The organism is Pseudomonas arsenicoxydans (genome assembly GCF_006438915.1).
Classification (GTDB): Bacteria; Pseudomonadota; Gammaproteobacteria; order Pseudomonadales; family Pseudomonadaceae; genus Aquipseudomonas; species Aquipseudomonas arsenicoxydans_A.
Map to the genome: position 1 here is coordinate 122634 of NZ_RCZE01000009.1, position 23762 is coordinate 146395.

Genomic DNA, 23762 nt, shown 5'->3' on the forward strand with positions numbered 1-23762 from the left:
CCGCTTCGCTGCCCAGCGGGAGCAAGCTCCCTCGCCACAGAGGGCGGTTTCCTACACGATTTTCGGATGGGCAGAAACGACAAAGCCCCGAATCATTGGGGCTTTGATCGTTCGACGTCATTGCCTGGCTTGGGGCGAATGCGGGTTATGTTCGGTGTGTTTCGGGCCGGTCAGTGCCCATGCCACGACGCCGATCAGCGGCACGAAGACGATCACTACGATCCACAAGAGTTTGTTACTTGATTTACCTTGGGCTTTGCGGACTCGGTTGATGGCCCAAAGCTCGATCAGCAGAAGCACTGCCACGAGTACGATCCAGATTGTTTCGGTTTGCATTCGTCACCCTCCTGATAGTCATTCAGTTAGGTGAGCTGGGGTGGGCGGGGTTCATTAAATTTTGGGGTTTTGTGGTGAGTGCTCGCGCAGGTGTGACAGTCAGTATTGATGTTGACTGTCAGGGCCTCTTCGCGAGCAGGCTCGCGAAGAGGCAAGTCGCGCGGCTGTGGCAGCGTCAAAGCGGCGGGTTTCTGGGGGAGGATAGGGGACTGGCCGAGGTGATGGATCAGGAGTGAACGGGGATTCGACGAACAGACTCGTCGACATCCCCGCTTTTAAATCACGCGGGTCTCATCCCTATCCACGTGGATAGGCCAGCGTGCCTATGTGGGCCGCCTTACAACAACGAAATCGGGTAGCTGATGAACAGCCGGTTTTCGTCGAATTCGTTGGTGCTGAAGTTTTTCCGGATACTGGAATTTCGCCATTTGACGCTCAGGTTTTTCAAGGCGCCAGATTGAACCACATAGGCCAGCTCCGACTCGCGACCCCATTCCTTGCCATCGGTGATAGCACCTGTGTGCACATTATCGCCACTGATGTAGCGGTTCATCATGGTCAGCCCCGGCACACCCACTGCGACAAAGTTAAAGTCATGGCGAACCTGCCAGGAATGTTCCTGCGCATTGTCGTAGCTGGAGTTGTAGCTGTCGTTCGCCAATGTGCCGCCACTGGAACCGTTGACCCGCATCCAGGCGCTCTCTCCGGTGAGTTTTTGCAGACCCACATAGAACGTGTTTCCCCCCAGTTTGGCGGAGAACAGGCCGAAGGCGGTCTTGTTGTCCAGATCGCCGGCCAGGCTGGCGCCGTTTTCCTTACCCGAGAAAAAGCCCATATTGGCGCCCAGCGTCCAGTCACCCACGGGTTGACTGTGATTGAGGCTGAAATATTGCTGCTGATAGATGTCTTTTAGTTCGTCGTACCAGAGCCCAACCGTGGTGCGCTTCTCGTTGAAGGTGTATTCACCGCCGCCGAAGTTGAATCGGTCGGAGGTGAACGCAGGTTTCCCGTTCAGGGACATGTCTTCCATGCTGGCGTCGTTACGCGGGCTGTTCTGCTGGAACTGGCCGCCATACAACGTCAACCCGCCGACCTCCTGGGAGGTGACCTGAGCACCCCGAAAGGTCTGCGGTAACGAGCGGCCGTCATCCGAACGCAGAATCGGCAGGGTACTCACCCATTCGCCGACTTTGACGACTGTTTTCGAAACCTTGGCCTTGGCGGCAACGCCAAGGCGCCCAAAGTTGTCAGCAGGACGTCCATCGCTGTCGATTGGCAACAGTTGCGTGCCGCCAGTGCCTTTGCCCCCGTCGAGTTTTTGCGAATAAAGGCCCAGTACATCAACACCGAAACCTACCGTTCCCTGGGTGTAGCCGGAGCGGGCATCGAGGATAAAGTTTTGCGTCCATTCCTCGGCTTTGTTTTGCGGTGCGGCAGCATTCGGGTAGGCGGGATTGACGAAGTTGCGATTGATATAGGCGTTGCGCAGATTAAGGGTGGCAGTAGCGCCTTCGATAAAACCGCTATTTTCATCGGCCTGAACGACCGTTGCCGAGACGGCACTGAGTGCCAGGGTCAGACCGATCAATGAGTAGTGTGCGGGCACGTTACGGCGAAAATAAGTGTGGCGCATGGTGATTGTCTCGCGATGAATTATTATTTTTTTCGGCACGTTTTTGCTGCCGGCGACTGAATTTCAGGTGCAGGCAGCCCTGGCAAAAATCTGCCAAGAGACCGCCGTGCAAGTGTCTGGAGAAGAGGTGTATTAGTGGGTGGCAACCTGACGACGCAGCAGGTCATCAATGGCCCTGATGGCCAGCGGATAACCGTCGGCGCCCATGCCGCAAATCACCGCATTGACCACGCCGGACATGATCGAGTGGCGATGCAGTTCATCGCGGGCATGGATGTTCGACAGGTGCAGTTCGATCAGCGGTGTGTCGACCAGCTTCAGGGCATCGAGTACCGGAATCGAGTGAAACGAAAAACCGGCCGGGTTGATGATCAGTGCCGCGCCTTGTTCAAACGCCTCCTGAATCCAGTCGACCATCACGCCTTCGTGGTTGGTCTGGCGAAAGTCGCAGACCAGGTCAAGCTCCTCGGCCAGCCTTTCACTGGTCTGGCGAATCTGATCGAGCGTGGTGTGGCCGTAAATGTGCGGCTCGCGACGACCCAGCAGGTTCAAATTAGGGCCGTTGAGGATGAAGACGGTGCGGTTCATGGTCGTCCTGCTGCGTTATTTGGAAAGAATGGCTGAAGCGCGAGAGTCGACGGCGTCGTCTTTGGCGACGGCGTTAAGGTCGATGCCGCGGGTTTCCGGGCCGATGACGATCATGGCCAGCGAGATCAGGTTGATCACCGCGCACAGCGTCACCAGAGGCCAAGGGGAGTTGTTCGACTGGCTCATCATCCACACGGCGATCATCGGCATAGGGCCGCCAATCACCAGGTTGGCGCCGGTGTAGGCCAGGGCCGAGCCGGAGTAACGAACCTGGGTCGGGAATGCTTCGGCGAAGGCCACCGGCTGGATGCCGCTCTGGAACTGGGTGAAGCCCAGGAACAGCCCCATGATTGCCATGATGGCGGGGACGTTGAGCGTATTGAGGATCGGGAAGTAGACGAACAGGATCAGCAAGGTCATGCATGAACCCAGGGCCAGCGCCTTCTTGCGGCCCCAGCGATCTGCCAGATAACCGCCGGCCAGCGCACCGAAAATGGCGCAGACGTTCGCCACCATCAGCGACATGAAGCCCGTCGATTGGCTGAAGCCCAGGTGCTTGGTCAGGTAGCTGAGGGAAAAAATCACGATCAGGTAGAACAGCGCAGCAGGCGAGCAGAAGAACAGCATCAAACGCAGGATGGTCTTGTAATGGCTGCCGACGGCCGATTTTAGCGGGCTTTTTTCCTGCTTCACCGGGGTCTTTTTCAACGCGACGAAGGCCGGGGTTTCATCGACTTTCAGGCGGATGAAGATCGCGACCACCACCAGTACGAAGCTCATGAGGAAGGGAATACGCCAGCCGAAGCTTTCGAATTGCTCACTTGAAAGTGTCGCTGCCAGGCCCATCAACACACCATTGGCCATTATCTGGCTCAGCGGTGAGCACAAACCGAGCATGCCCGAATACCGTCCGCGGCGATCGGGGGCGGCGTGCTCCAGCGCCATCAGTTGTGCCCCGGTGGACTCACCGCCCAGGGCGAAACCTTGAATGATCCGCAGCATGACCAGCAGGATCGGTGCCCAGATCCCCACCTGGTTGTAGGTGGGCAACAAGCCCATCAATACCGACGCCAGGCCCATCATGGTCACAGTGGCCAACATCAGGTTGCGGCGGCCTAGTTTGTCGCCGAGGTAGCCGCACGTAATGGCGCCCAATGGTCGCGCGGCCAGGCCAACGCCGAAGGTCGCCAGCGACGCGAGCAGGCCGGCCGTCGGTTCCATCGCCGGGAAGAACAGCTTGGGCAGAATGGTCGCCGACACAGCGCCATACAAAGTGAAGTCAAACCACTCCAGGGCGGTGCCGATGGTCGCGGCGGTCACCGCTTTGCGAGGCATGCGCAAATCATGAGTCTCGTGACTGGTTGTGCTCATTGAGGTGCTCGTCATTTTTATGATTATGGGGTACCCCAACGATCCAGCCCGGGCGAGGGCGCCAGCAGAAACGTCGAAGTGAGTAGACGTTAACCCATACTGCTTGCAGAATAATTATCGAAATCCAGACAAATACATAAGCTGACCTTATGGGTGCGAATTATGGAACTGCGTCACCTGAAAGCCTTTGTGGTCGCGGCCGACCTGCAACATTTTAGTCGCGCAGCCGAGCAACTGGGCATTGCGCAACCGGCGCTGAGTCAATTGATGCGCACGCTTGAGTCCGAGCTCGGGCTAGTATTGTTTCGCCGGGAAAACCGCGGGGTGGCGTTGACCGCTGCCGGTGAGGCGTTTCTACCCCATGCGCGGCAGTCCATCGAGTCCAGCGAGCTGGCAATAGCGGCTGCCCGGCGTGCCAGGCGCGGGGAAGTGGGCGAGATCAACATCGGCTACCACTCAGCGTTGTTCGAGGCCAATTTGCCGCAATTGCTTCGGCATTACTTCAGCACGTTCCCTGAGGTCAAGGTATCGCTGGTGGACGCCGGTATTCGCGCGCAGTTCGACATGTTGCTCGACCACAAACTCGACCTGGCCTTTGCCAGGGTGTTCAAGGATCACTTGCCGGAACGTTTACGCACCCACCATTTCAGCCAGTCCAGACTCGTCCTGCTGATGCCGGACAACCATGAACTGGTCGACAGCTTCAGCGGAGACCTGGCGACACTGCGCCATGAAAAGTTCGTGTTCCTGCAGGACAGCGCCGGCATCGGCCTGACCTCCCATACCCTTCAGGCGTGCCGGCAGAACCAGTTGCACCCGCAGAACATCATGTATGTGCCGTCGCTAATGAGCATCCCCGGGCTAGTGGCCGCCGGCATCGGCCTGAGCATCGTGCCTGAAACCATGACCCGCCTGACCATGCCGGGCATACGCATTGTGCCCTTGGCTCAAGAGGAAATGGTCAGTGAGCTGTCGCTGATTTCACGAATTGATGAGCGTTCCAGTGCGGTGCTGCACTTTATTGAAGAGGCTCATGGGTGGGGATAACCTTGCCCGCGTTTCGATAGTAGAGTGTCGAACCATGTCGTAACCCCACAGGGATGACCGATGTCTCAACGTCGCTCAACATTGATTGCCCTTTTGGTAGCGGTCACGTTCTTCATGGAGAACCTCGACGCCACGGTCATCGCCACCGCGCTGCCGGACATGGCCAGAACCTTCGGTGTGCCGGCGGTGGACGTGAACGTCGGCATGAGCGTGTACATGCTCGCGGTGGCGGTGTTCATTCCAATCAGCGGCTGGTTGGCTGATCGCTTAGGCTCGCGGCTGGTATTCAGTTCGGCGATCGTGCTGTTCAGCCTGTCTTCGTTGCTCTGTGGCTTGAGTGACAGCCTGCCGGCCTTTGTCGCCGCGCGCGTGTTACAGGGCATCAGCGGCGCGATGATGGTGCCGGTCGGGCGTCTGGCGGTACTTCGCACGACCGAGAAGAAAGACCTGGTGCGGGCCATATCCGTTATTACCTGGCCCGGTCTGGTCGCCCCGATACTCGGTCCACCCCTGGGCGGGTTCATCGTCACCCACGCAGCCTGGCCGTGGATTTTTTATCTCAATCTGCCGCTGGGTGTGTTGGCCGTGGTGGCTGCGCTCGTGTTGATTCCCAGGCATGAGCAGAACGTTGCCCGGCCCTTCGATTTCACCGGTTTTGTGCTCGTGGGCGGTGCCAGCGCTGCGCTGCTGTTCGGTATGGAGCTGCTCGGGCAAAGTCCGGCCAATGGGCTGCCGGCACTGGCACTCAGTTGTGCAGGGGGGATGCTCGGTGTCCTGGCCTGGCGCCATATGCGTCGGCATGGGCAACCGTTGCTGGCGCTGGACGTATTGGCCATCCGGACCTTCAGTGTCTGTCTGGGAGGTGGGTCGATCTTTCGCATTGCCATCAGCACCTTGCCGTTTCTTCTGCCCCTGATGTTCCAACTGGCCTTCGGTCTTTCTGCGCTGGATTCAGGGCTTCTGGTGTTGGCAGTCTTCGCCGGCAATCTGGCCATGAAGCCGTTCACTACCCAGGTGATGCAACGTTGGGGCTTTCGCCCGGTGTTGATGATCAACGGTGTCCTTGGCGTACTGGCGATAGCGGCCTGTGCCTGGCTGGACAAGCAGATGAGTTGGACACTGATCATGTTCATTCTGTTTGTCGGCGGATTGTCGCGATCCATGCAGTTCACCGTGTTCAACACCCTGGCTTTTGCCGATGTCCCCAAGGAGCAGATCAGCGAAGCCTCAACCTTGTTCAGCATGTTCTTCCAGCTGAGCATGGCGATGGGGGTGGCCACGGGTGCGTTGCTGCTGCGCCTCTCAATGAGCGTCCATGGCAATGCCGGGGCCGCAGAGACAGTCGACTTTCAGCTGACATTCCTTTGTGTCGCCGTGGTGGCCGCGATTGCGTTGCTGGACATCCTGCGATTGCCATCGAAGGCGGGTGAGTCGGTATTGCAGCGGACGTAGAAGGGAGAACGGCCAGGTGTTGAGCGCTCGCGTCTCAACACCCTGCCTGGGGTATCAGAAGTCAAAAAACACCGTTTCCGTTTCGCCTTGACTGCGAATATCGAAGCGGTAGTTCCACTGGCCATCCACCCGAGCCATGGCGCACGGTCGTAGTGACCGCTGCAGTACGGTAACTCCGAGGGTGAGTGACCCGTCTGCATTCTTTTTCATGCTGGGCAACATGGGCGAATTGATGAGATAGCGGTTGATCGGGTTTTCGATCAACAGCTGACTCTTGCCGTCGTACATCGTGACTGACCAGAAAGCGTTTACTGGCGGTAGCTTTCCGGCTGGAAAAGTCAGCGTGTAATGGTGTGTGCTGCCATCGAGTATTTTCCCTTTCGCATCGTTACGAGCGATGGGATACACCGCTTCGACAGCATCATTGCCGTAAATGCCAGCCTTTGCGGCTGCGGCGCGCAACAGCCAATTGCCGTTGAAAAAGGCCTGGTCGGCAAACACAGATCCGACTGTCCACCCATTGATTTCCTTCATCCCCGCCGACAGATACTTTGAAATTTTCTCGTCGCCGTCCTTCATGGCCAGCAAAAACGCGGCTTTGTGTTGCATGGAAAGATCTTTGAACTCAAAGGTTTTCCCTGGCCCGATACCGATGCTGGCGAGTCTGGCGCGCAGCACTTTATCCGCTGCTGATTCGGGGACGAATTGAAGCGCGGCATCCAGATACTCGTAGAAGTTATCTTTGATTCCCGCAGTCGTGGCGGGAGGGAAGGCAGTGACGGGGGGAGCGGTTGGGGCGGGTTGTTTCAAAAACGCAGAGAGCGGCTTCGCCTTGTTGTAGTGGTCAACTAATCCTGGACACGACGTTCGGCATGTCTGCCGCGTTGAAGAGTTGGGTGCGAATAACAGTGAGCGCGAAGGGGGGGTCGAGTGAAAGACTTTTTTGACGCCGCCAGGTGCCGGGCCTTTCCAGTCAGGCCCTACGACTAAATAGTCGCCGGCCTGCGTTCCAGTGGCGCGACTGCCTATGTATCCGCATCGGAGAGGGTAGAATTTGGAAAGCTGCCATTGGCCGATTTCAGCCTGTCAGGAAGGGCTGCTTCCGGCCCATAGCTGTCTTTCGCTTTTGCCTGACCAAGAGTTTATATAACCTCACGAAATCCGATAGCACTCTAGCTTTTAATACCCGGGCTCCCTTTATGCAGACTGACCAGACCAGGCTACTCGCGCTCGCACTGCTTGAGATTAGGACGTTGCTTGCTGATTATCTGGGCAGCGATGTAAATGCTCCCATGAGCGTCCGTATCGCGGCACATATGGCCTATGCACTCCACAATGAGGCGGAGGCTGCATACAACAACGCAGAATTTCAGATCGACCACGCAAGCCTTAAAATCGCTGCGATCGATCAGATTCTTAGTGTTACTGATGGTGCCGCATTGTTGAGCAGGTTTGACGTCGAGGCCAAAGTCATTCCGGATAGCGCTCAATCTGGATGACTGCTTTTGGCCGGTTTTCGCCTGTCAGGAAGGGCTGCTTCCAAGACAAAGCAGTCAGTCGCGAAGGGCAGAAACGGCCGCTTTTGTTGACTTGATAGAGACATGGACGATTCCTTTCTGGTTAACGTCTGAGTCCAGATGCGATTGCGTGGTCTTCTTTTTGACGCTAACGCATTCGCCGAACACGGGGCACATCATGCGCCTCCAGCGACTAAGCCCCTTGCCAGTCGATAGTCAACGGTAAGGGGCGCGCTTCAAGCAACTCGCAGTAGTCGGTGATTCTGGGATCAGTGAATGTGTTTCTTGACGAAGGTAGCTGTCGTCGAGATCAACTCGTCGATCTGCTTCTCGTCTTTTTTCATGTTGAAAAAGTGATCCATGGGCCGGACAAGCAACTCATGTTTTCCAGGGTGATAGCTGATAAAGCTTTTCCCGAGGGTTGGCTGCGGAGAAACGATGTCGTCGTTAGTGCCGACAGCGACGAGCAGTGGTCCCTTGTAACGAGTGATCTCGGCGGCGGCATCGAGGGTCATCAAGCTGATAAAGAACGCGGATTTAAGCTTGATCTCGCCACCATTAGGTAGTGCCAGTGCGACGGGGGTGTCACCGCTGTGCAACGCTTCCTTGATCTTCTCGGCGCCCCACAGCAGCGGGAAAGCAGCTCCCATATTGGTTGCAGGGTTCCAGAGTGCGACCGCTTCGAGTTTATGCGGGGTCCGTCCTGCTACAGCAGCACCAACTGCTCCGCCCATGCTCCATCCCACAAGCGCCATGCGGTTGGCGTCGACGCGCCCGGACTTGGCCAGAAAGTCGAGCGCAGCCAGCCCATCCTCAACATCCGTATCGAGTGTGCCGTCGGTCTTGGCACCATCGCTGTCGCCATCAAAACGGTAATCGATACGGAGGCTGGCAATGCCTTGCTCGGCCCAAAGACGTGCGGCACGGGCAAAAATACCTTCATTGACGGCCGGAATGATGAGCTCATCCCTACTGCCCCCGAAACTGTGAAGTAACAGGATTACTGGGGGCTTTTTAACGCCGTCGGGCAGGTTCAAAGTGCCGACGACGTTCATTCCGTCAACGGAGAAGGTGACTTTTTCTTCTGCCGCAGACGCGAAAAATGAGGCTGTAACCAGGCTTGCGAGAAGTACTATACGGATCAAAAAAGTAGACATGGGGGTGATCCTCAACTAAACGGCTAAAGGTTTAATTCTTGGGCTGGGGGGCATCACCCGAAGATGCAGTCGGCGCTCCGAGCAGTCCGATAGCGCTGTACCAGAGCGGTCCTTGATTGATGCGGTCTGGGTGGAGTTCGATCATCTTGTCGAAGAACTCACGTGGGGTCGGCTGCTCGGCGAGCAGCTTTATGGCATCCAATAGGTATTGGCGGGTCTGCTCCAGAATGACTGGATCATCGGCACGACTTTTCTGTTTGTGCCCAGCAATAACGATCCGCGGCTTCAAAACTTCTACTTGGTCAATCGCTTTGACCCAAGCCTGGAGCCCCCCGTTGCCGCCTTCGAGGAGATATTGGTGTACACCGTTGTAAGCAACGTCGCCGGCCACCACCAGTCCCATGGACGGGACATACAGCACTGTGGTGTCGTCAGTATCTGTATGACCGACATCTATGGCCTGGAGGGTGTTGCCCTCAAGTGTGAAGCCTTCAGCAGGAATCGGTTGAGCAATAACATCGGTCTTTCCAATGAGCCCGGGAAAGTCCTTGTCATATACCTTTTCGCGTCCGACAGTGGCCTGCTGGTGCATGAGCCGGATCGTGCCTTCGGTTGCATATACAGTGGCCCCTGGAAACCGCTCGAGGATCTGTTCAGTACCGAACCAGTGATCGCCATGTCCGTGGGTCACGTAGATGTATTTCAAGTGCTTACCGGATTGCGCAATCCAGTCGCTGACCTTTTGCGTTTGCTCACGGCTCATTGGTGGATCGATCAGCACAGCGTCGGTTTTCCCGAAGATCAGGGTTGAGGTGATCGGCGATGAAACGATGCGATCACCATTGGGTAGGTGTTTATCGCTCGCGCGAGTTACCCCGTCAGTAACAAGTACTTCATAGGACAATGTCGAAGGTGGGGACATATCGTTCACTCCTGTACTTTTCGCTGCGGTGGACTCGGCGGCGCCTGATAAGCAGGAGGCCGTGACCAGGATTGTGGTGAGCAGTGCGCGAATGGAGTTGCTGGGCATAACTGACCTCTATCTAGTGGAGTGGGACGGAGGTTGGACTACTTGCGATGCCGAAGTCAGATGCAGCATTGATCGAACGATTAGTCAGGAGTGAAGCTTAGCACTGGTGTATGAATCGGTACTCGGTGCGACGCAGCTTCAACCGCGTTTAGCCGGTTTTCGCCCCTCACCGAGAGACGCTATGGTGTCGATAGCTACCGGTGAACGTGAACGTTCGGTTGAGCCATTCCCGCTCGGCGTATTACCTATTCCGGGTCATGCGCCCTACGGTATTAGCGATGGTTGCGATAGCGTTCGGTCAAGGACTGCACGAGGGTGACGTAGGATTGCGTCTCGGCGTAGGGAGGCACCCCGTTGTACTCGACCACGGACGCTTCGCCGGCGTTGTAGCCTGCCAACGCCAGCATCTGGTTGCCGTTGAAGCGCTTGAGCAGCCAGGCCAGGTAACGCACGCCGCCACGAATGTTCTGTCGTGCGTCGAACGGATTGTCCACGGCGAAGCGCTCGGCGGTCGCGGGCATCAACTGCATCAGCCCCTGGGCGCCGGCTTCGGAAATGGCGTTGGGGCGAAACGCCGATTCGGCATGTATCACTGCGCGGACCAGCGCACTGTCGACACCATAAAGACCTGAAGCGGCTTCGATCTCCCGCCGATAGGAATGGGTGTCCAGGCTCAGTGAGCCAATCTTGAAATCCTTCGGCGCCATGCACAGATAGCAGCCCTTGATGACATAGAGCTCAAGGACATCGACCCGTGCGGAGATCCCTTCGGGGCGCCGGCTCACATATTGGCGAATACCCTTGTGGATGAAGGTGAACACCCGAATCCGCACCGCGCCTGAGTCGTCCCGCACAACTCCCGGCGGGGCCATTGCCTTGGCGCCGACACCGGCGTCCGCCATGCCATTCAGGCGAGTGCAGCGGGCGCTGGCAATGGCTTGGCTGGTGTAGCTGATGGCTCCGTCGCTGGCCTGGCACTTGAACATGGCGCTGGCGCACAGTGGCGCGACCAGCAAGGCCAGCTCGATGCAGCCAATAAAGCTCTTGCGAGCCCATCGCCATGCTCTGGAACTCATCACATCGCTCCGCGCCGCAGGTGCAGATCAGGCCAGGGGCGCCTGGCCCGGGCGCTAACTTTGGAGGGCCTATTCTGCGTGACCGGCCTTTTGTTCTGATAGTTATACCCCTTGTAACCAGCCTTGGAACTTGCGTTGACGTGCGGGCTGCTGGCGTTCCCTGGCGAGGCGCAGGCCTGATTGCTCGCATCTCGGTCTACGCACTGACCCAAGCATTAAATCTGCGATTCTCCACCTCTAGCCCAATTCACGCAGCGCACTGGAAACAAGCGAAAATGCCGGAGAGGGTTGCCGCCGGCTGGGGTAGTACAAATAGTATCCAGCGAACGGGGGGCACCAGTCTTCCAGAACTCGCATCAGCCTGCCTTCGCGAAGGTGGGGTTCAAATTCCTCCTCAGGCAGGTAAGCAATGCCCAAACCCGACAATGCTGCATCCACTATGTGGACAGACGTATTGAACGTGAGCTGCCCGGTTACGCGGACGTTCAACAGCTTGCCGCGCCGCTCAAAGTCCCACACGTAAAGCCCGCCTGATGTCTGCATGCGCTGGTTGATACAGCTATGTTCCATCAAGTCCCGTGGGTTTTTGGGAACAGTACGAGTAGCAAAGTAAGCTGGCGCGGCAACGGCCGCCATCCGTAACGGTGGTCCTATGGGCACTGCAATCATGTCTTTGTCGATGGTGTCGCCCAAACGCACACCCGCATCAAAACGATCAGCCACGATGTCTCTGAATCCGTAATTGACGTCGAACTCGATGTCGATATCCGGGTATTCGCGTAGCAACGGAGTGAGCTTCGGCAGCAGTGTTTTACGCAGCACGTGATCGCCGCATGTGATTCGTACAGTGCCGGCTGGCTTGTCGCGCAATTCCGTCAGTACATCCAGCTCCGCTTCGATCTCATCGAAACGATGGCCGATGGCTTGTAGCAGTCGCTCGCCCGCCAACGTGGGCGAGACGCTGCGCGTGGTACGTGTCAGCAACCTGATCTGGAGGCGCGCTTCCAGTCCGCTGATGGCCTGACTAAGCGCAGATTGGCTGACACCCAGAAGCGAGGCGGCACGTGTGAAGCTGCCCTCGCGCGCCACGGTCACGAAGGACAGCAGATCATTGAGGTTTCTTCTGACCATATTGCAAACGCCTTCGTGGTCTATTGATTAGCTGTACTTATAGCCCTATTAAGTATTCATTAGCTAGTCGCTGGAAAGTCCTTGCCTCACCCTACCATTCATGAATTTGAATGAAGGCGAAGCTCCGATGGCCCCTGTGTTCCCAATAGCTGAGACAACTGATCAACCCGCTTACTGGAGCGGGGTCTTTGCAATGACGCTGTGTGTTTTCGCGCTGATCGCGTCGGAATTCATGCCCGTCAGCCTGTTGACACCGATAGCCATTGATCTTCGCGTCACCGAAGGGCTGGTAGGGCAGGGCATAGCGATTTCCGGGGCTTTCGCGGTGCTGACCAGCTTGTCGATTTCGGGGCTGGCTGGAGCCCTCAACCGCAAGACGCTGTTGTTGGCGCTGACCGGTTTGATGGCTTTGTCCGGTATTGTGGTCGGGATGGCGCCAAACTATCTGACGTACATGGTCGGCCGTGCGCTCATTGGCGTGGTCATCGGTGGTTTTTGGTCCATGTCCGCGGCAACGGCCATGCGCCTGGTTCCTGCCAAACAGGTGCCCAAGGCCTTGGCCATCTTCAACGGCGGTAACGCGTTGGCGACCGTAATTGCCGCACCGCTGGGCAGCTATCTGGGTTCGGTCATGGGTTGGCGCGGCGCCTTTTTCTGCCTGGTGCCGGTCGCGGCGATTGCCCTGATTTGGCTATGGTCCAGCCTGCCGACCATGAAGGCGGATGAGCGCACGCCGGGTTCCGACAATGTCCTCAAACTGTTAAAGCAACGGTCCGTGGCGCTAGGCATGGCCGGATGCGCCGCCTTCTTCATGGGGCAGTTCGCTCTGTTCACTTATCTGCGGCCGTTCCTCGAAACAGTGACTCAAGTTGACGTTTCCATGCTGTCGCTGATCTTGCTCGTGATTGGCGTAGCAGGCTTCATCGGCACGCTGATTATCGGAACTTTCCTGCAGCGAGGTCTGTTCCGGACACTCATTTTCATTCCCTTGCTGATGGCCGGGATCGCCTTGGCACTGATTCCCTTTGGCACCTCGGTCTTTGCCGTTGCGGTGCTGCTTGGTCTTTGGGGGCTCGTGGCGACTGCGGCGCCTGTTGGCTGGTGGAGTTGGGTTGCGCGAGCCCTACCCAAAAATGCTGAGGCTGGCGGCGGCCTGATGGTGGCGGTGATTCAGTTGGCCATCGCGATGGGTTCTACGGTTGGCGGTCTGCTGTTCGATAGCAGCGGTTACCAGAGCACTTTCGTGGCGAGCGCAGCCGTACTTTTGCTTGCGGCTTTGCTGACTGTTTTGACATCACGTTCGAAAACATCCCGGGTCGCCTGAGCCTCGCACAGAGTAGGGAAGTCATGACCATGATCCGCCTCGGTGCCCCTAGGTTCGCGTGATGTGCAGGTCGTGTTTTCCAAAGACTAATTTCTGCGCATGAATAGGGTTTCCAATGAAAAAAGTCATTCTTTTACTCACGCTTTTTATCAGTTCACTTTCAGCACTAGGAGCGGATATGTCTAACGGCGCCGATAATTTTTATACGAGCGAAAAAGTGACCGTGCAAAAAGTCATGTTCAAAAATCAATACCAAATGAACGTGGCCGGGAATCTTTTCACGCCCAAACATCTGGATCTCAAAGGGAAGAGTCCCGCTATCGTTGTCGGCCATCCAATGGGCGCCGTCAAGGAGCAAAGCGCGAACCTATATGCCACGAAAATGGCGGAGCAGGGATTCGTGACGCTGTCCCTGGATCTCTCGTTTTGGGGCGAAAGCGAGGGACGACCTCGCAATGCTGTCTCGCCGGATATCTATGCGGAGGACTTTAGCGCGGCAGTGGATTTTCTGGGCTCCCAGCCTTACATCGACAAAGAGCGGATTGGGGCCATCGGGATTTGTGGTAGCGGTAGCTTCGTGATCAGTGCGGCCAAGATCGATCCACGCATGAAAGCCATTGCAACGGTGAGCATGTACGACATGGGCGCAGCCAATCGCAATGGCTTGAAGCATTCGCAGACACTTGAGCAACGTAAAGACATCATCGCCCAAGCAGCACAACAACGTTATGTGGAGTTCACTGGCGGTGAAGCCCGCTACACCAGCGGTACGGTGCATAAACTGGATGAGACTACGCATCCCATTCAGCAGGAGTTTTACGACTTCTACCGCACACCGCGCGGCGAGTACACGCCACCCAGCTCGACGAAGGAACTGACGACGCACCCAACGCTGGCCAGCAACATCAAGTTCATGAACTTTTACCCATTCAATGACATTGAGACGATTTCACCTCGTCCGATGTTGTTCATAGCGGGCGCAGATGCGCACTCAAGAGAGTTCAGCGAAGAGGCTTACAAGCTTGCCGGTCAACCCAAGGAGCTTGTCATCATTCCAGGCGCTGGCCATGTCGACCTCTATGACCGTGTCAATCTTATTCCCTTTGACAAGCTGACGACCTTTTTTCAGAGCAACCTTAAGTAATCGATTGATCGGATTTACGTTGCAAATGAGCCTCGCGGCAGTGCTTTACTCAGGTGTCTGAAAAGCTCGGAACGTCGTTTATTCAAGGGGTTTAGTGACGCATGAATGTCCTCTTATGGCTTTGCTTCCTGATCCAAAGGACAGCAATCGACCCAAACAACCATTTCACACGCTAACAGGGATTATCTGTGTTCAGGTTTTCCCGCTTCTTTAATCCAGGTATCAAGCTCTGTAACCATTTTATTGACCTCACTGTCTTCCCGTTCGGAGGGGCGAATAATGGCGTTCCAGGCGATATCCAAGCCGTCATTCAGGGCCGCCCACGCCAGCTCCCCGCGCTCAAGGCTGGGGGTCACCAAGTCGCGTTGCAGGATGCTGATTCCGTAGCCTGAGCGCACCAACTCAACGATGGCTTCGATCAACTCCACCGTGATCATGCGGCGCGGCAAGATGCTGGCGGGGGCGAAGAAACGGTCATATTCCCAGCCGCTGGCGCGATCGGTCGAGTACGTCACCAGGTTGTAGGTCTTGAAGTCTTGCGCGTAGATATTTTTCCTTCCCGCAAGGGGATGATCGGTTGCCATGATCGCAATCAAGTCGTCCCGAAAAAGCGGCAACTTGGCGACACCACTAGGCACCATGCCGTCATCGATGATGGACACATCGAGTCTGCCTTGCATCAGGCTCGCGTAAACGTCATTACGGGGCACGGTCACCAGTGTGATTTCAATGTCTGGCCGGAGACTTGAGTAGTGCTTGATGAATTTTGGAATCCAGCGAAACGGGCCGTAGGAGGTGACGCCCATGCGTACAAACGCCGTGACGCCACCGGCCATGGACCGGGCTTCAGATTCGGCTTCATTGAGTATCGCGATGATGTCTTTGGCTGCGCGTTCCAGGCGCGCGCCAGCAGGGCTGAGCCTTAGCTTTCCTCCTGATCTTTCCGTGAGGCTTACACCCAGCCGCCGCTCGGCTTCGCGCAGGCGATGACTGACTGCCGAGGGCGTCAGCCATAAACGCTCGGCAACGGCCGTTACCGAGTCCACCTCCGACAGGGTTTTTAACATCACAAGGTGATCCAGCGTGAGTCTCATGGCGAGCGACCTGAAAATAATTCACGAAATTGCGTAAAATTATGAGCGTGACTTGTTTTTTGTGCCGATGCAATCTGAATCCAGCAGAGCCACTGGAGACCAACAATAATGACTACCCTGCCTTTCACACCTGCACCAACCCTGGGCGATATCATCGATCTTGAGCGTTACCCCATTACTGACCGCAGCAGTTCCGTTTACCTCGCACTGGTTGCTCAAAGTCAGTCATTGCTGGGAGAGGACGGCGTTGCGATTTTCCCTGGTTTTGTTCGCGATCCATCGGTTGTCGAGATGGCAGATCAGACACTCGCCCTGCATTCGCGCATGTTTCATTTTCGGGAAAACCACACGGTTTACTTCAAACCTCAAGAGGACAGCGTTGATCCGGAACATCCACTACGACGGTTGATGAACACGGCCAAAGACACCGTTGCCTACGCCGATATTCCGGCCGAGCATTTGATCAGGCAGATCTACGAGTCGGACGAAGTCCTTGCTTTCATCAAAGATGTATTGGCTCTGGACGCGCTCTATCGCCACGCCGATCCGTTAGCTGCCCTTAACTTGCAGGGCTTCACCGCAGGACAGCAGTTGGGATGGCATTTTGATCGTTCCGACTTCAGTGTCACGCTGTCGCTCCAAGCGGCGAGCGCCGGTGGGGATTTTGAGTATGTGCGCATGCTGCGCAATGAAAATGACGATTGTTACGACGCGGTCAGGCAATTCCTCGATGACCCGAAAACACAGCAGATAGAGGTTTTGCCTCAAGTGCCCGGCACTTTGACATTATTCCGCGGCCGCTATTCATTGCACCGGGTGACGCCGGTGGAAGGGGACCGGCTGAGGCTCAATGCGGTGTTCGCGTACGTCGACCAGCCTGACGTTGAATTCAGTGCTTATGCCCGCCAGTTGTTCTACGGGCGCACCTCCGTAGATCCGGTTTGAGTTTCACCAATAACAATAAAAGCAATTGATTCACGCCTTCGCTTCACGTGTATGCGCACGTACGTGTCCATGCTAAATCTGATGGACTCGTTGGTTCCTGTGTCGCACACAACAGTTCGCTGCCCCCAATAATAATGATTCGGAGCGTCTGATTATGAAAAACAGGAAGAAGTTGCTGGCCTCGTTGTTCACCCTTGGCTTGCTCGTTGGTAGTGCTTCAAGCCAGGCCTCAGGATGGTGTGAGTCGGGCAAGCCAGTGAAATTTGCCGGCCTGAATTGGGAGAGCGGGATGCTCCTGACCGACATCATGATGATCGTGCTCAAGGACGGTTATGGCTGTGCAACGGATCAGTTGGTGGGTAATACCATCATTCTTGAAACCGCTCTGGCCGGCAATGACATCCAGGTGTTTGGCGAAGAATGGATGGAACGCAGCGAGGTCTGGAAAAAGGCCGCGGCAGCCGGAAAGGTTGTCGGGGTGGGGGCGCCGATCATCGGTGCGACTCAGGGCTGGTATGTACCGCGCTATGTCGTTGAGGGGGACGCTAAACGTAACCGGCCAGCGCAAGCGCCGGACCTCAAGACAGTCGCTGACCTGAGCAAGTACGCGAGCGTTTTTCACGATGCGGAGGAGCCATCCAAAGGCCGCTTCTACAACTGTCCTGCGGGTTGGATTTGTGAACAGGACAATACCGAGATGTTGAAAGAGTATGGTCTTGAAAGCACCTACACGAATTTCCGTCCTGGCACGGGTGCCGCATTGGATGCGGCTGTCCTGTCCAGCTATAAGCGCGGTGAACCGGTGCTGTTCTACTACTGGTCACCGACGCCGCTGATGGGTCAAATTGACGCGATCAGACTGGAAGAAAAGACGGGAGCCAACAAAGACGTTATTACCATGGTCGGACTCTCCAAGGCTTTTCATGAACAGGCGCCTGAGCTGGTAGCGGTTCTGCAGAAGGTCAACATTCCCATCGATCTGTTGAATCAGAACCTGGCGAGGATGACCCGAGAACGCATCGAATCTCCGAAGCTGGCCAGACTGTTCCTCAAGGAACACCCGGAAATCTGGCACGCCTGGGTAGATGACGCCGCGGCAAAAAAGATCGAGGCATCGCTCTAACCTGTCTGAGGGCAAGGATGCCCGCCCTTGGTAGCGTCCCTCTGAACACACTCTCACTGCTGATTTTTACTGCTTCTACACAGAGGCGGCTCTTCTTCGCGTCCGGAAATTACGAACATGATCAAATCACGAGCGGCCGTCGCTTTCGCGGCGAACCAGCCACTGCAAATTGTGGAAATCGATGTGGCACCGCCGCAAGCCGGTGAAGTACGGGTGCGCATAATTGCGACAGGTGTCTGTCACACCGATGCGTTTACCTTGTCCGGTGCCGATCCCGAAGGGATCTTCCCCGTCATTCTTGGCCACGAAGGCGGTGGTGTTGTCGAAGCGGTGGGCGAGGGTGTGACTACCCTGGCGGTAGGCGATCATGTGATCCCGCTCTACACCCCGGAATGTGGCGACTGCAAATTTTGTAAGTCCGGGAAGACCAACCTCTGCCAGAAAATTCGTGCGACTCAAGGCAAGGGCCTGATGCCGGATGGCACCAGTCGCTTCTCCTACGAAGGCCAGCCCCTGTTTCACTACATGGGCACCTCGACCTTTTCCGAGTACACGGTGCTGCCGGAAATCTCGCTGGCCAAAATTCCGAAGGAGGCGCCGCTGGAGCAGGTTTGCCTGCTGGGTTGCGGTGTGACGACCGGCATTGGTGCGGTGCTCAACACGGCAAAAGTGGAGGAGGGCGCCAGCGTGGCGATCTTCGGTCTTGGCGGCATCGGCCTGGCAGCGATCATCGGCGCGACCATGGCCAAGGCAGGGCGGATCATCGCGATCGACATCAACCCAGCCAAGTTCGAAGTCGCCAGGCAGCTGGGCGCTACCGACTTCATCAATCCTAAGGATCACGACAAGCCTATTCAGGACGTGATTGTCGAGATGACTGAAGGCGGCGTGGACTACTCCTTCGAATGCATTGGCAACGTCAATCTCATGCGTGCAGCCCTGGAGAGCTGTCACAAAGGGTGGGGCGAGTCGGTGATTATCGGAGTCGCTGGCGCCGGCCAGGAAATCAGCACCCGACCGTTCCAGCTCGTGACCGGTCGTGTCTGGCGCGGCTCTGCTTTCGGCGGTGTAAAAGGCCGCAGTGAATTGCCCACGTATGTCGAAAAGGCCCAGACCGGTGAAATCCCGCTCAACACCTTCATCACCCACACCATGGGGCTTGAAGACATTAACAAGGCCTTCGAGTTGATGCATGAAGGCAAGAGTATTCGCACCGTTATCCATTTCGATCGCTGACTAAATCGTCCAGGTGTTGAGCGTTAGACGTCTCGCGCACGGGCGAACTGCAATGCCCACCCATGTTGTTTTTAAAGAGAGAGCATCAAAAATGAGCATCTTCACTCATGTCACCGTCGGTACCAACGATCTGCAAAAGGCCCGCAGTTTTTACGACAATGTGCTCGGCGCACTCGGTCAGAAACGCATCGCTGATCTGGAAGATAATGGATCGATCTGGGGTGAGAATGCCCCGTCCTTCTTCGTGCTGAAACCGGCAAACGGCGCGCCTGCCAGCGTCGGCAACGGTGTCACCGTCAGTTTTGAAGCACCGAATCGCGCCGCAATCGACGCCTTCCACGCGGCCGCTCTGGCCTGTGGTGGCACCGACGAAGGCGCCCCCGGGCCACGTGGTTGGGCACCTGATGCTTATGCCGCCTATGCCCGGGATCTGGATGGCAACAAATTGGCCGCGTACTGTTTCAAGCCTGTCTGAGCTTTATTCAAGTTGCGCATTCACTCCCGTGGGGTGGTCAATCCCACGTGAGGTTGTGGTGATTGTTAGAAGTTGCCAGTGACCCTGTTGCAGGACACGTGTACAGACGGCCGGTCGTTAGCTGTTCGCTACGATCGGCCGCTATTAACTGGGGATCCAACCGGTCGACGCCTAGCGACAATCCGCCATTGCGTCGCCCCACGTGCCCATCACGATTTTGCCCGCTACAATGCGCACCTACCGTGATAACCAGATAAAAAATATGTCTCTGTCTAAACATCACCTGGAATTACTCAGCCCCGCCCGTGACGTGACCATCGCTCGCGAGGCCATCCTGCACGGTGCCGACGCCGTGTACATCGGTGGCCCGAGCTTCGGCGCCCGGCATAACGCCTGCAACGAAGTCAGCGATATTGCGCAACTCGTGGCGTTCGCCCGTCGCTACCACGCCCGCGTGTTCACCACGATCAACACGATCCTGCATGACAACGAGCTGGAGCCGGCGCGCAAGCTTATCCACCAGTTGTACGATGCGGGCGTTGACGCGTTGATCGTTCAGGATCTGGGCGTGATGGAGCTGGATATCCCGCCGATCGAGCTGCACGCCAGCACCCAGACCGACATCCGCACACTGGCGCGGGCCAAGTTCCTGGACCAGGCGGGTTTCTCCCAACTGGTATTGGCTCGCGAGCTGAACCTGCAAGAGATTCGCGCCATCGCCGACGAGACCGATGCCGCGATCGAATTCTTCATCCACGGCGCGTTGTGTGTGGCGTTTTCCGGGCAGTGCAATATTTCCCACGCCCAGAACGGCCGTAGCGCCAACCGGGGCGACTGCTCCCAGGCCTGTCGTTTGCCTTACACCCTCAAGGATGATCAGGGCCGCGTCGTTGCCTACGAAAAACACCTGCGGTCGATGAAAGACAACAATCAGAGCGCCAACATCCGTGCGTTGGTCGAAGCCGGGGTTCGTTCGTTCAAGATCGAAGGACGCTACAAGGACATGGGCTATGTGAAAAACATCACGGCCTATTACCGTCAGCGTCTGGACGACGTGCTTGAAGACCGTCCGGACCTGGCTCGGGCCTCCAGCGGCCGCACCGCGCACTTCTTCGTGCCCGACCCGGACAAAACCTTCCACCGTGGCAGCACCGACTACTTCGTCAGCGAGCGCAAGATCGACATCGGTGCCTTCGACTCACCGACCTTCACTGGTTTGTCGGTGGGCGTGGTGGAGAAGGTCGGCAAGCGTGATTTGCAGGTGGTGACCTTTGAGCCGCTGTCCAATGGCGACGGCCTCAATGTGCAAATCAAGCGCGAGGTGGTGGGTTTGCGCGCCAACATCGCCGAGCCCAAGGGTGAATTCCTCGAAGACGGCCAGAAGCGCTATCGCTACCGGGTCCAACCCAACGAGATGCCGGACGGGATGTTCAAGCTGCGGCCCAACCATCCACTGAGCCGCAACCTGGACCATAACTGGCAGCAAGCCTTGCAGAAGACTTCCGCCGAGCGTCGTATCGGTTTGAGTTGGGTGGCTCGTCTTGACGAGCAGCGCCTGCAACTGACTGCCACGAGCGAGGAGGGCGTCAGCGCCAGCGCATCTCTGGACGGTCCGTTCGGCCTGGCCAACAAGCCGGAGCAGGCGCTGGAGCAACTGCGAGATCTGCTCGGTCAATTGGGCACCACGGTTTATCACGCCACCGCCGTTAAGCTGGATGCACCCCAGGCGTTCTTCATCCCTAACTCGCAGCTCAAAACCTTGCGCCGCGAAGTGATTGAGGCGTTGACCGAGGCCCGTCTGCTCGCCCACCCGAGAGGTCATCGCAAGGCCGAAACGACTCCGCCGCCGGTGTATCCGGAGTCGCATCTGTCATTCCTGGCCAACGTCTACAACCAGAAGGCCCGGGACTTTTACCACCGTCACGGCGTCAAGCTGATCGACGCAGCGTTTGAAGCCCATGAAGAAACCGGGGAAGTGCCGGTGATGATCACCAAGCACTGCCTGCGGTTCTCCTTCAACCTGTGCCCCAAGCAAGCCAAAGGCGTCACCGGTGTGCGCACCAAGGTCGCGCCCATGCAATTGGTGCACGGTGACGAGGTGCTGACGCTGAAGTTCGATTGCAAACCGTGCGAAATGCACGTCATCGGCAAGATCAAGGGCCACATCCTTGACCTGCCGCTGCCGGGCAGTGTGTCGGAGCCGGTCGTGGGTTACATCAGTCCTGAAGACCTGCTGAAGACGATTCCTCGCGCGCCGCATTGAGTGACGGGGGCTCCCCGATGAAAAGACCTGAAGATGCACCCGCTGCGTTCCAGGCCGCCTGGAACAGCCATGATATGGCTGCTCTGGGCCGTCTGTTCGATCAGGAAGCGACGTTCGTGAGTCGTTTCGGACACTATGTTCGGGGCATTGAAGAGATTGTGGCGCTGCACGTGCCGATTCACGAAACGATCTATCGCGACTCTACGCTTCAGAACGAACTCATCGATGTTGATCATGTTGCGGCCGGAGTGGCCGTCATCCATTTCTGGAGTCGCCTGATGGCCGGTTCCGCCCATCCTGCCGGCACACACGCAGTGGATACGCTGATACTCGCGGTGCTAACGAGGCAGGACGATACCTGGCGCATACGAGCGCTTGAGAATGTGACCCTCACCAATCCGCGGACGGGGGAGGCTGTCTTGCGGTATTAGCGAAACGGGGTGTTGGATAAAAAGAGCAACCCGTGTAAACGCTGAACTGTGGTGAGGGGGCTTGCCCCCGTTGGGCAGCGAAGCGGCCCCAAAAAATGGGCCTGCTGCGCAGTCCAGCGGGAGCAAGCTCCCTCGCCACAGGTTACTCATCGTGAAGTAGAAAGGTGGCGGATTTATTTTTCCGTTTCCTTTCTAGTCTGGAGATCGAGATATGAATGATCTAGAACAAAAAGTTCGTGAGTGCCAATGCAAACAATGTCGCGCGTTATGCAGACTAATTGATGAGTGCAGGGCAGATATTAGGTTTTCCGAAGCAAAAGCAGGCCGGCTCTGCGAGCTAGCGGTCGTTGCTGCCGAGGGAGTCGATGGGATTTCTGAAAGTGCTGTCGTTGCAGCAAGAAGATCTTATGCCCAACACTTGGGTGTAAAGCTTGATGGCCCTACGAGCAACGCAGAGGATCCAGCTCATATTGAGTGGGCAATGAGCAATTCGAACCATAATCCCGCAGCAAAAAACAGAATTAACCTTGGTAGTGCTAAGGCCTTTTCTCTAAATGGCAGATATTTTCTCCTGCAGCCGATTATCCAAAGTACCTGACAAGGCGCTGAAGTCGGCAGGAAATAAATTCGTGCACTTTTCCGCGTGTGCTGCCTTCGAAAGGAGGCGGCGCGTTCTGTGCCACATCGACAACTGCCCGGTTTGATCTAGCATTAAATAACTCACGGGAGAAAAATCATGCCCGTCGTTCTCAGAAATGCGTTGGCCGTTGCTTCGGGATTATTGTTTTATATCGCCGCGAGCGGTCAAGGCAATGCAGATACCCCTCAGCCACCGGCAATTCTCCCGCTGGAATCCGAGGCGGTGCCCACACTTATCGCCTATCCGCCGCTTGCCGAGCCGCTCGCTCGCGGTGTTGTCATCATCCAGTATCAAATAGAGCACGCCAGGGTCATGCCGGTATTTGGCAAGACGGCTGCTGAGGTATCCCCCCGTCTCGCTCACCTGCATGTGACCGTCGACGACTGGAAAGGGACATGGGCGCACACCAGCGAAGATCCGATTATCGTGGTTGGGCTGACGCCCGGCACGCATAAGGTGCTGCTTGAAGTGGCCGACCCGACGCACAAAATTCTCACCCGTACGGAAGTGAGTTTTGTTGTTCCGCAGAAGTGAGCGGCTTCAGACCACAGAAAAATATATTCGCCCCCTTTCGCAGACCTGTGGCGAGGGAGCTTGCTCCCGCTGGGCAGCGAAGCGGCCCCCAAAAAATGGGCCTGCTGCGCAGTCCAGCGGGAGCAAGCTCCCTCGCCACAGGTTATTCATCGTTCTCAAGACAGGAGTCTGTAGGAACTGCGTGTCAGTCCATTCAACAGATTTTGAAAGCGCGT

23 protein-coding genes and 1 pseudogene are annotated in these 23762 nt (G+C 56.8%); 13 read left to right on the forward strand and 11 right to left on the reverse strand.

The window, feature by feature from the left end:
- Nucleotides 1-117 precede the first annotated feature (117 nt).
- The 4 genes from EAH78_RS19530 to EAH78_RS19545 form a co-directional block, all read right to left on the reverse strand.
- Complete coding sequence (locus EAH78_RS19530) at nt 118-336, reverse strand: PLD nuclease N-terminal domain-containing protein (protein WP_027925286.1); 219 nt, start codon at nt 334-336, stop codon at nt 118-120.
- A gap of 337 nt (nt 337-673) precedes the next feature.
- Complete coding sequence (locus EAH78_RS19535; RefSeq protein WP_140668977.1) at nt 674-1969, reverse strand: OprD family porin; 1296 nt, start codon at nt 1967-1969, stop codon at nt 674-676.
- 132 nt (nt 1970-2101) lie between these two features.
- Complete coding sequence (locus EAH78_RS19540) at nt 2102-2557, reverse strand: type II 3-dehydroquinate dehydratase (protein ID WP_140668978.1); 456 nt, start codon at nt 2555-2557, stop codon at nt 2102-2104.
- A gap of 15 nt (nt 2558-2572) precedes the next feature.
- Nucleotides 2573-3928, reverse strand: a complete 1356-nt coding sequence (locus EAH78_RS19545) for an MFS transporter (protein WP_140668979.1) — start codon at nt 3926-3928, stop codon at nt 2573-2575.
- A 162-nt stretch (nt 3929-4090) separates the two neighbouring features.
- Here EAH78_RS19545 and EAH78_RS19550 point away from each other — a divergent pair, with 162 nt between their 5' ends.
- Both EAH78_RS19550 and EAH78_RS19555 read left to right on the forward strand, forming a co-directional pair.
- Nucleotides 4091-4975: a LysR family transcriptional regulator gene (locus EAH78_RS19550; RefSeq protein WP_140668980.1), complete on the forward strand. Its 885-nt coding sequence runs from the start codon at nt 4091-4093 to the stop codon at nt 4973-4975.
- Nucleotides 4976-5035: 60 nt separating this feature from the next.
- Entirely contained in the window at nt 5036-6427 is a 1392-nt protein-coding gene (locus tag EAH78_RS19555; protein WP_140668981.1) for an MFS transporter, read from the forward strand.
- 54 nt (nt 6428-6481) lie between these two features.
- On the opposite strand, the gene EAH78_RS19560 is transcribed toward EAH78_RS19555, so the two are convergent.
- The gene (locus EAH78_RS19560) at nt 6482-7237 is read right to left on the reverse strand and encodes a DUF1214 domain-containing protein (protein WP_240051906.1); all 756 of its coding nucleotides are present in this window, start codon (nt 7235-7237) and stop codon (nt 6482-6484) included.
- A gap of 129 nt (nt 7238-7366) precedes the next feature.
- Nucleotides 7367-7504: pseudogene (locus tag EAH78_RS33145) on the reverse strand (DUF1254 domain-containing protein); the annotation flags it as partial.
- Between the two features lie 122 nt (nt 7505-7626).
- On the opposite strand from EAH78_RS33145, the gene EAH78_RS19565 reads away from it, so the two are divergent.
- The gene (locus EAH78_RS19565) at nt 7627-7926 is read left to right on the forward strand and encodes a hypothetical protein (protein ID WP_140668982.1); all 300 of its coding nucleotides are present in this window, start codon (nt 7627-7629) and stop codon (nt 7924-7926) included.
- 287 nt (nt 7927-8213) lie between these two features.
- On the opposite strand, the gene EAH78_RS19570 is transcribed toward EAH78_RS19565, so the two are convergent.
- From EAH78_RS19570 to EAH78_RS19585, 4 genes are all read right to left on the reverse strand, one after another.
- Nucleotides 8214-9101: an alpha/beta hydrolase family protein gene (locus EAH78_RS19570; protein ID WP_140668983.1), complete on the reverse strand. Its 888-nt coding sequence runs from the start codon at nt 9099-9101 to the stop codon at nt 8214-8216.
- A 31-nt stretch (nt 9102-9132) separates the two neighbouring features.
- Nucleotides 9133-10131, reverse strand: a complete 999-nt coding sequence (locus tag EAH78_RS19575; RefSeq protein WP_205017968.1) for an MBL fold metallo-hydrolase — start codon at nt 10129-10131, stop codon at nt 9133-9135.
- 272 nt (nt 10132-10403) lie between these two features.
- Complete coding sequence (locus tag EAH78_RS19580) at nt 10404-11207, reverse strand: lytic transglycosylase domain-containing protein (RefSeq protein ID WP_140668984.1); 804 nt, start codon at nt 11205-11207, stop codon at nt 10404-10406.
- A gap of 237 nt (nt 11208-11444) precedes the next feature.
- Complete coding sequence (locus EAH78_RS19585) at nt 11445-12338, reverse strand: LysR family transcriptional regulator (protein ID WP_140668985.1); 894 nt, start codon at nt 12336-12338, stop codon at nt 11445-11447.
- 127 nt (nt 12339-12465) lie between these two features.
- Between EAH78_RS19585 and EAH78_RS19590 the strand changes: the two genes are divergently transcribed.
- Nucleotides 12466-13662, forward strand: a complete 1197-nt coding sequence (locus tag EAH78_RS19590) for an MFS transporter (RefSeq protein WP_140668986.1) — start codon at nt 12466-12468, stop codon at nt 13660-13662.
- Between the two features lie 115 nt (nt 13663-13777).
- Complete coding sequence (locus tag EAH78_RS19595; protein WP_140668987.1) at nt 13778-14806, forward strand: alpha/beta hydrolase; 1029 nt, start codon at nt 13778-13780, stop codon at nt 14804-14806.
- 182 nt (nt 14807-14988) lie between these two features.
- Here EAH78_RS19595 and EAH78_RS19600 read toward each other — a convergent pair whose 3' ends face one another.
- Nucleotides 14989-15900, reverse strand: coding sequence for a LysR family transcriptional regulator (locus tag EAH78_RS19600; RefSeq protein WP_140668988.1), 912 nt, complete (start codon nt 15898-15900; stop codon nt 14989-14991).
- 108 nt (nt 15901-16008) lie between these two features.
- Here EAH78_RS19600 and EAH78_RS19605 point away from each other — a divergent pair, with 108 nt between their 5' ends.
- From EAH78_RS19605 to EAH78_RS19645, 8 genes are all read left to right on the forward strand, one after another.
- Nucleotides 16009-16845: a HalD/BesD family halogenase gene (locus tag EAH78_RS19605; protein WP_140668989.1), complete on the forward strand. Its 837-nt coding sequence runs from the start codon at nt 16009-16011 to the stop codon at nt 16843-16845.
- Between the two features lie 154 nt (nt 16846-16999).
- Nucleotides 17000-17968, forward strand: coding sequence for an ABC transporter substrate-binding protein (locus tag EAH78_RS19610; protein ID WP_140668990.1), 969 nt, complete (start codon nt 17000-17002; stop codon nt 17966-17968).
- Between the two features lie 117 nt (nt 17969-18085).
- The gene (locus EAH78_RS19615; protein WP_140668991.1) at nt 18086-19204 is read left to right on the forward strand and encodes an S-(hydroxymethyl)glutathione dehydrogenase/class III alcohol dehydrogenase; all 1119 of its coding nucleotides are present in this window, start codon (nt 18086-18088) and stop codon (nt 19202-19204) included.
- Between the two features lie 91 nt (nt 19205-19295).
- Entirely contained in the window at nt 19296-19679 is a 384-nt protein-coding gene (locus tag EAH78_RS19620; RefSeq protein WP_140668992.1) for a VOC family protein, read from the forward strand.
- A 262-nt stretch (nt 19680-19941) separates the two neighbouring features.
- The gene (locus tag EAH78_RS19625; RefSeq protein WP_140668993.1) at nt 19942-21942 is read left to right on the forward strand and encodes a peptidase U32 family protein; all 2001 of its coding nucleotides are present in this window, start codon (nt 19942-19944) and stop codon (nt 21940-21942) included.
- A gap of 17 nt (nt 21943-21959) precedes the next feature.
- The gene (locus tag EAH78_RS19630) at nt 21960-22373 is read left to right on the forward strand and encodes an SgcJ/EcaC family oxidoreductase (RefSeq protein ID WP_140668994.1); all 414 of its coding nucleotides are present in this window, start codon (nt 21960-21962) and stop codon (nt 22371-22373) included.
- A 211-nt stretch (nt 22374-22584) separates the two neighbouring features.
- Nucleotides 22585-22971 carry a hypothetical protein gene (locus tag EAH78_RS32345; protein WP_170219141.1) on the forward strand — a complete coding sequence of 129 codons (387 nt, stop codon included), beginning with the start codon at nt 22585-22587 and terminating at the stop codon, nt 22969-22971.
- 138 nt (nt 22972-23109) lie between these two features.
- A complete protein-coding gene (locus EAH78_RS19645; RefSeq protein ID WP_140668996.1) occupies nt 23110-23547 on the forward strand; it encodes a DUF6130 family protein in 438 nt (145 codons plus the stop codon).
- The last annotated feature ends 215 nt before the right edge of the window (nt 23548-23762 follow it).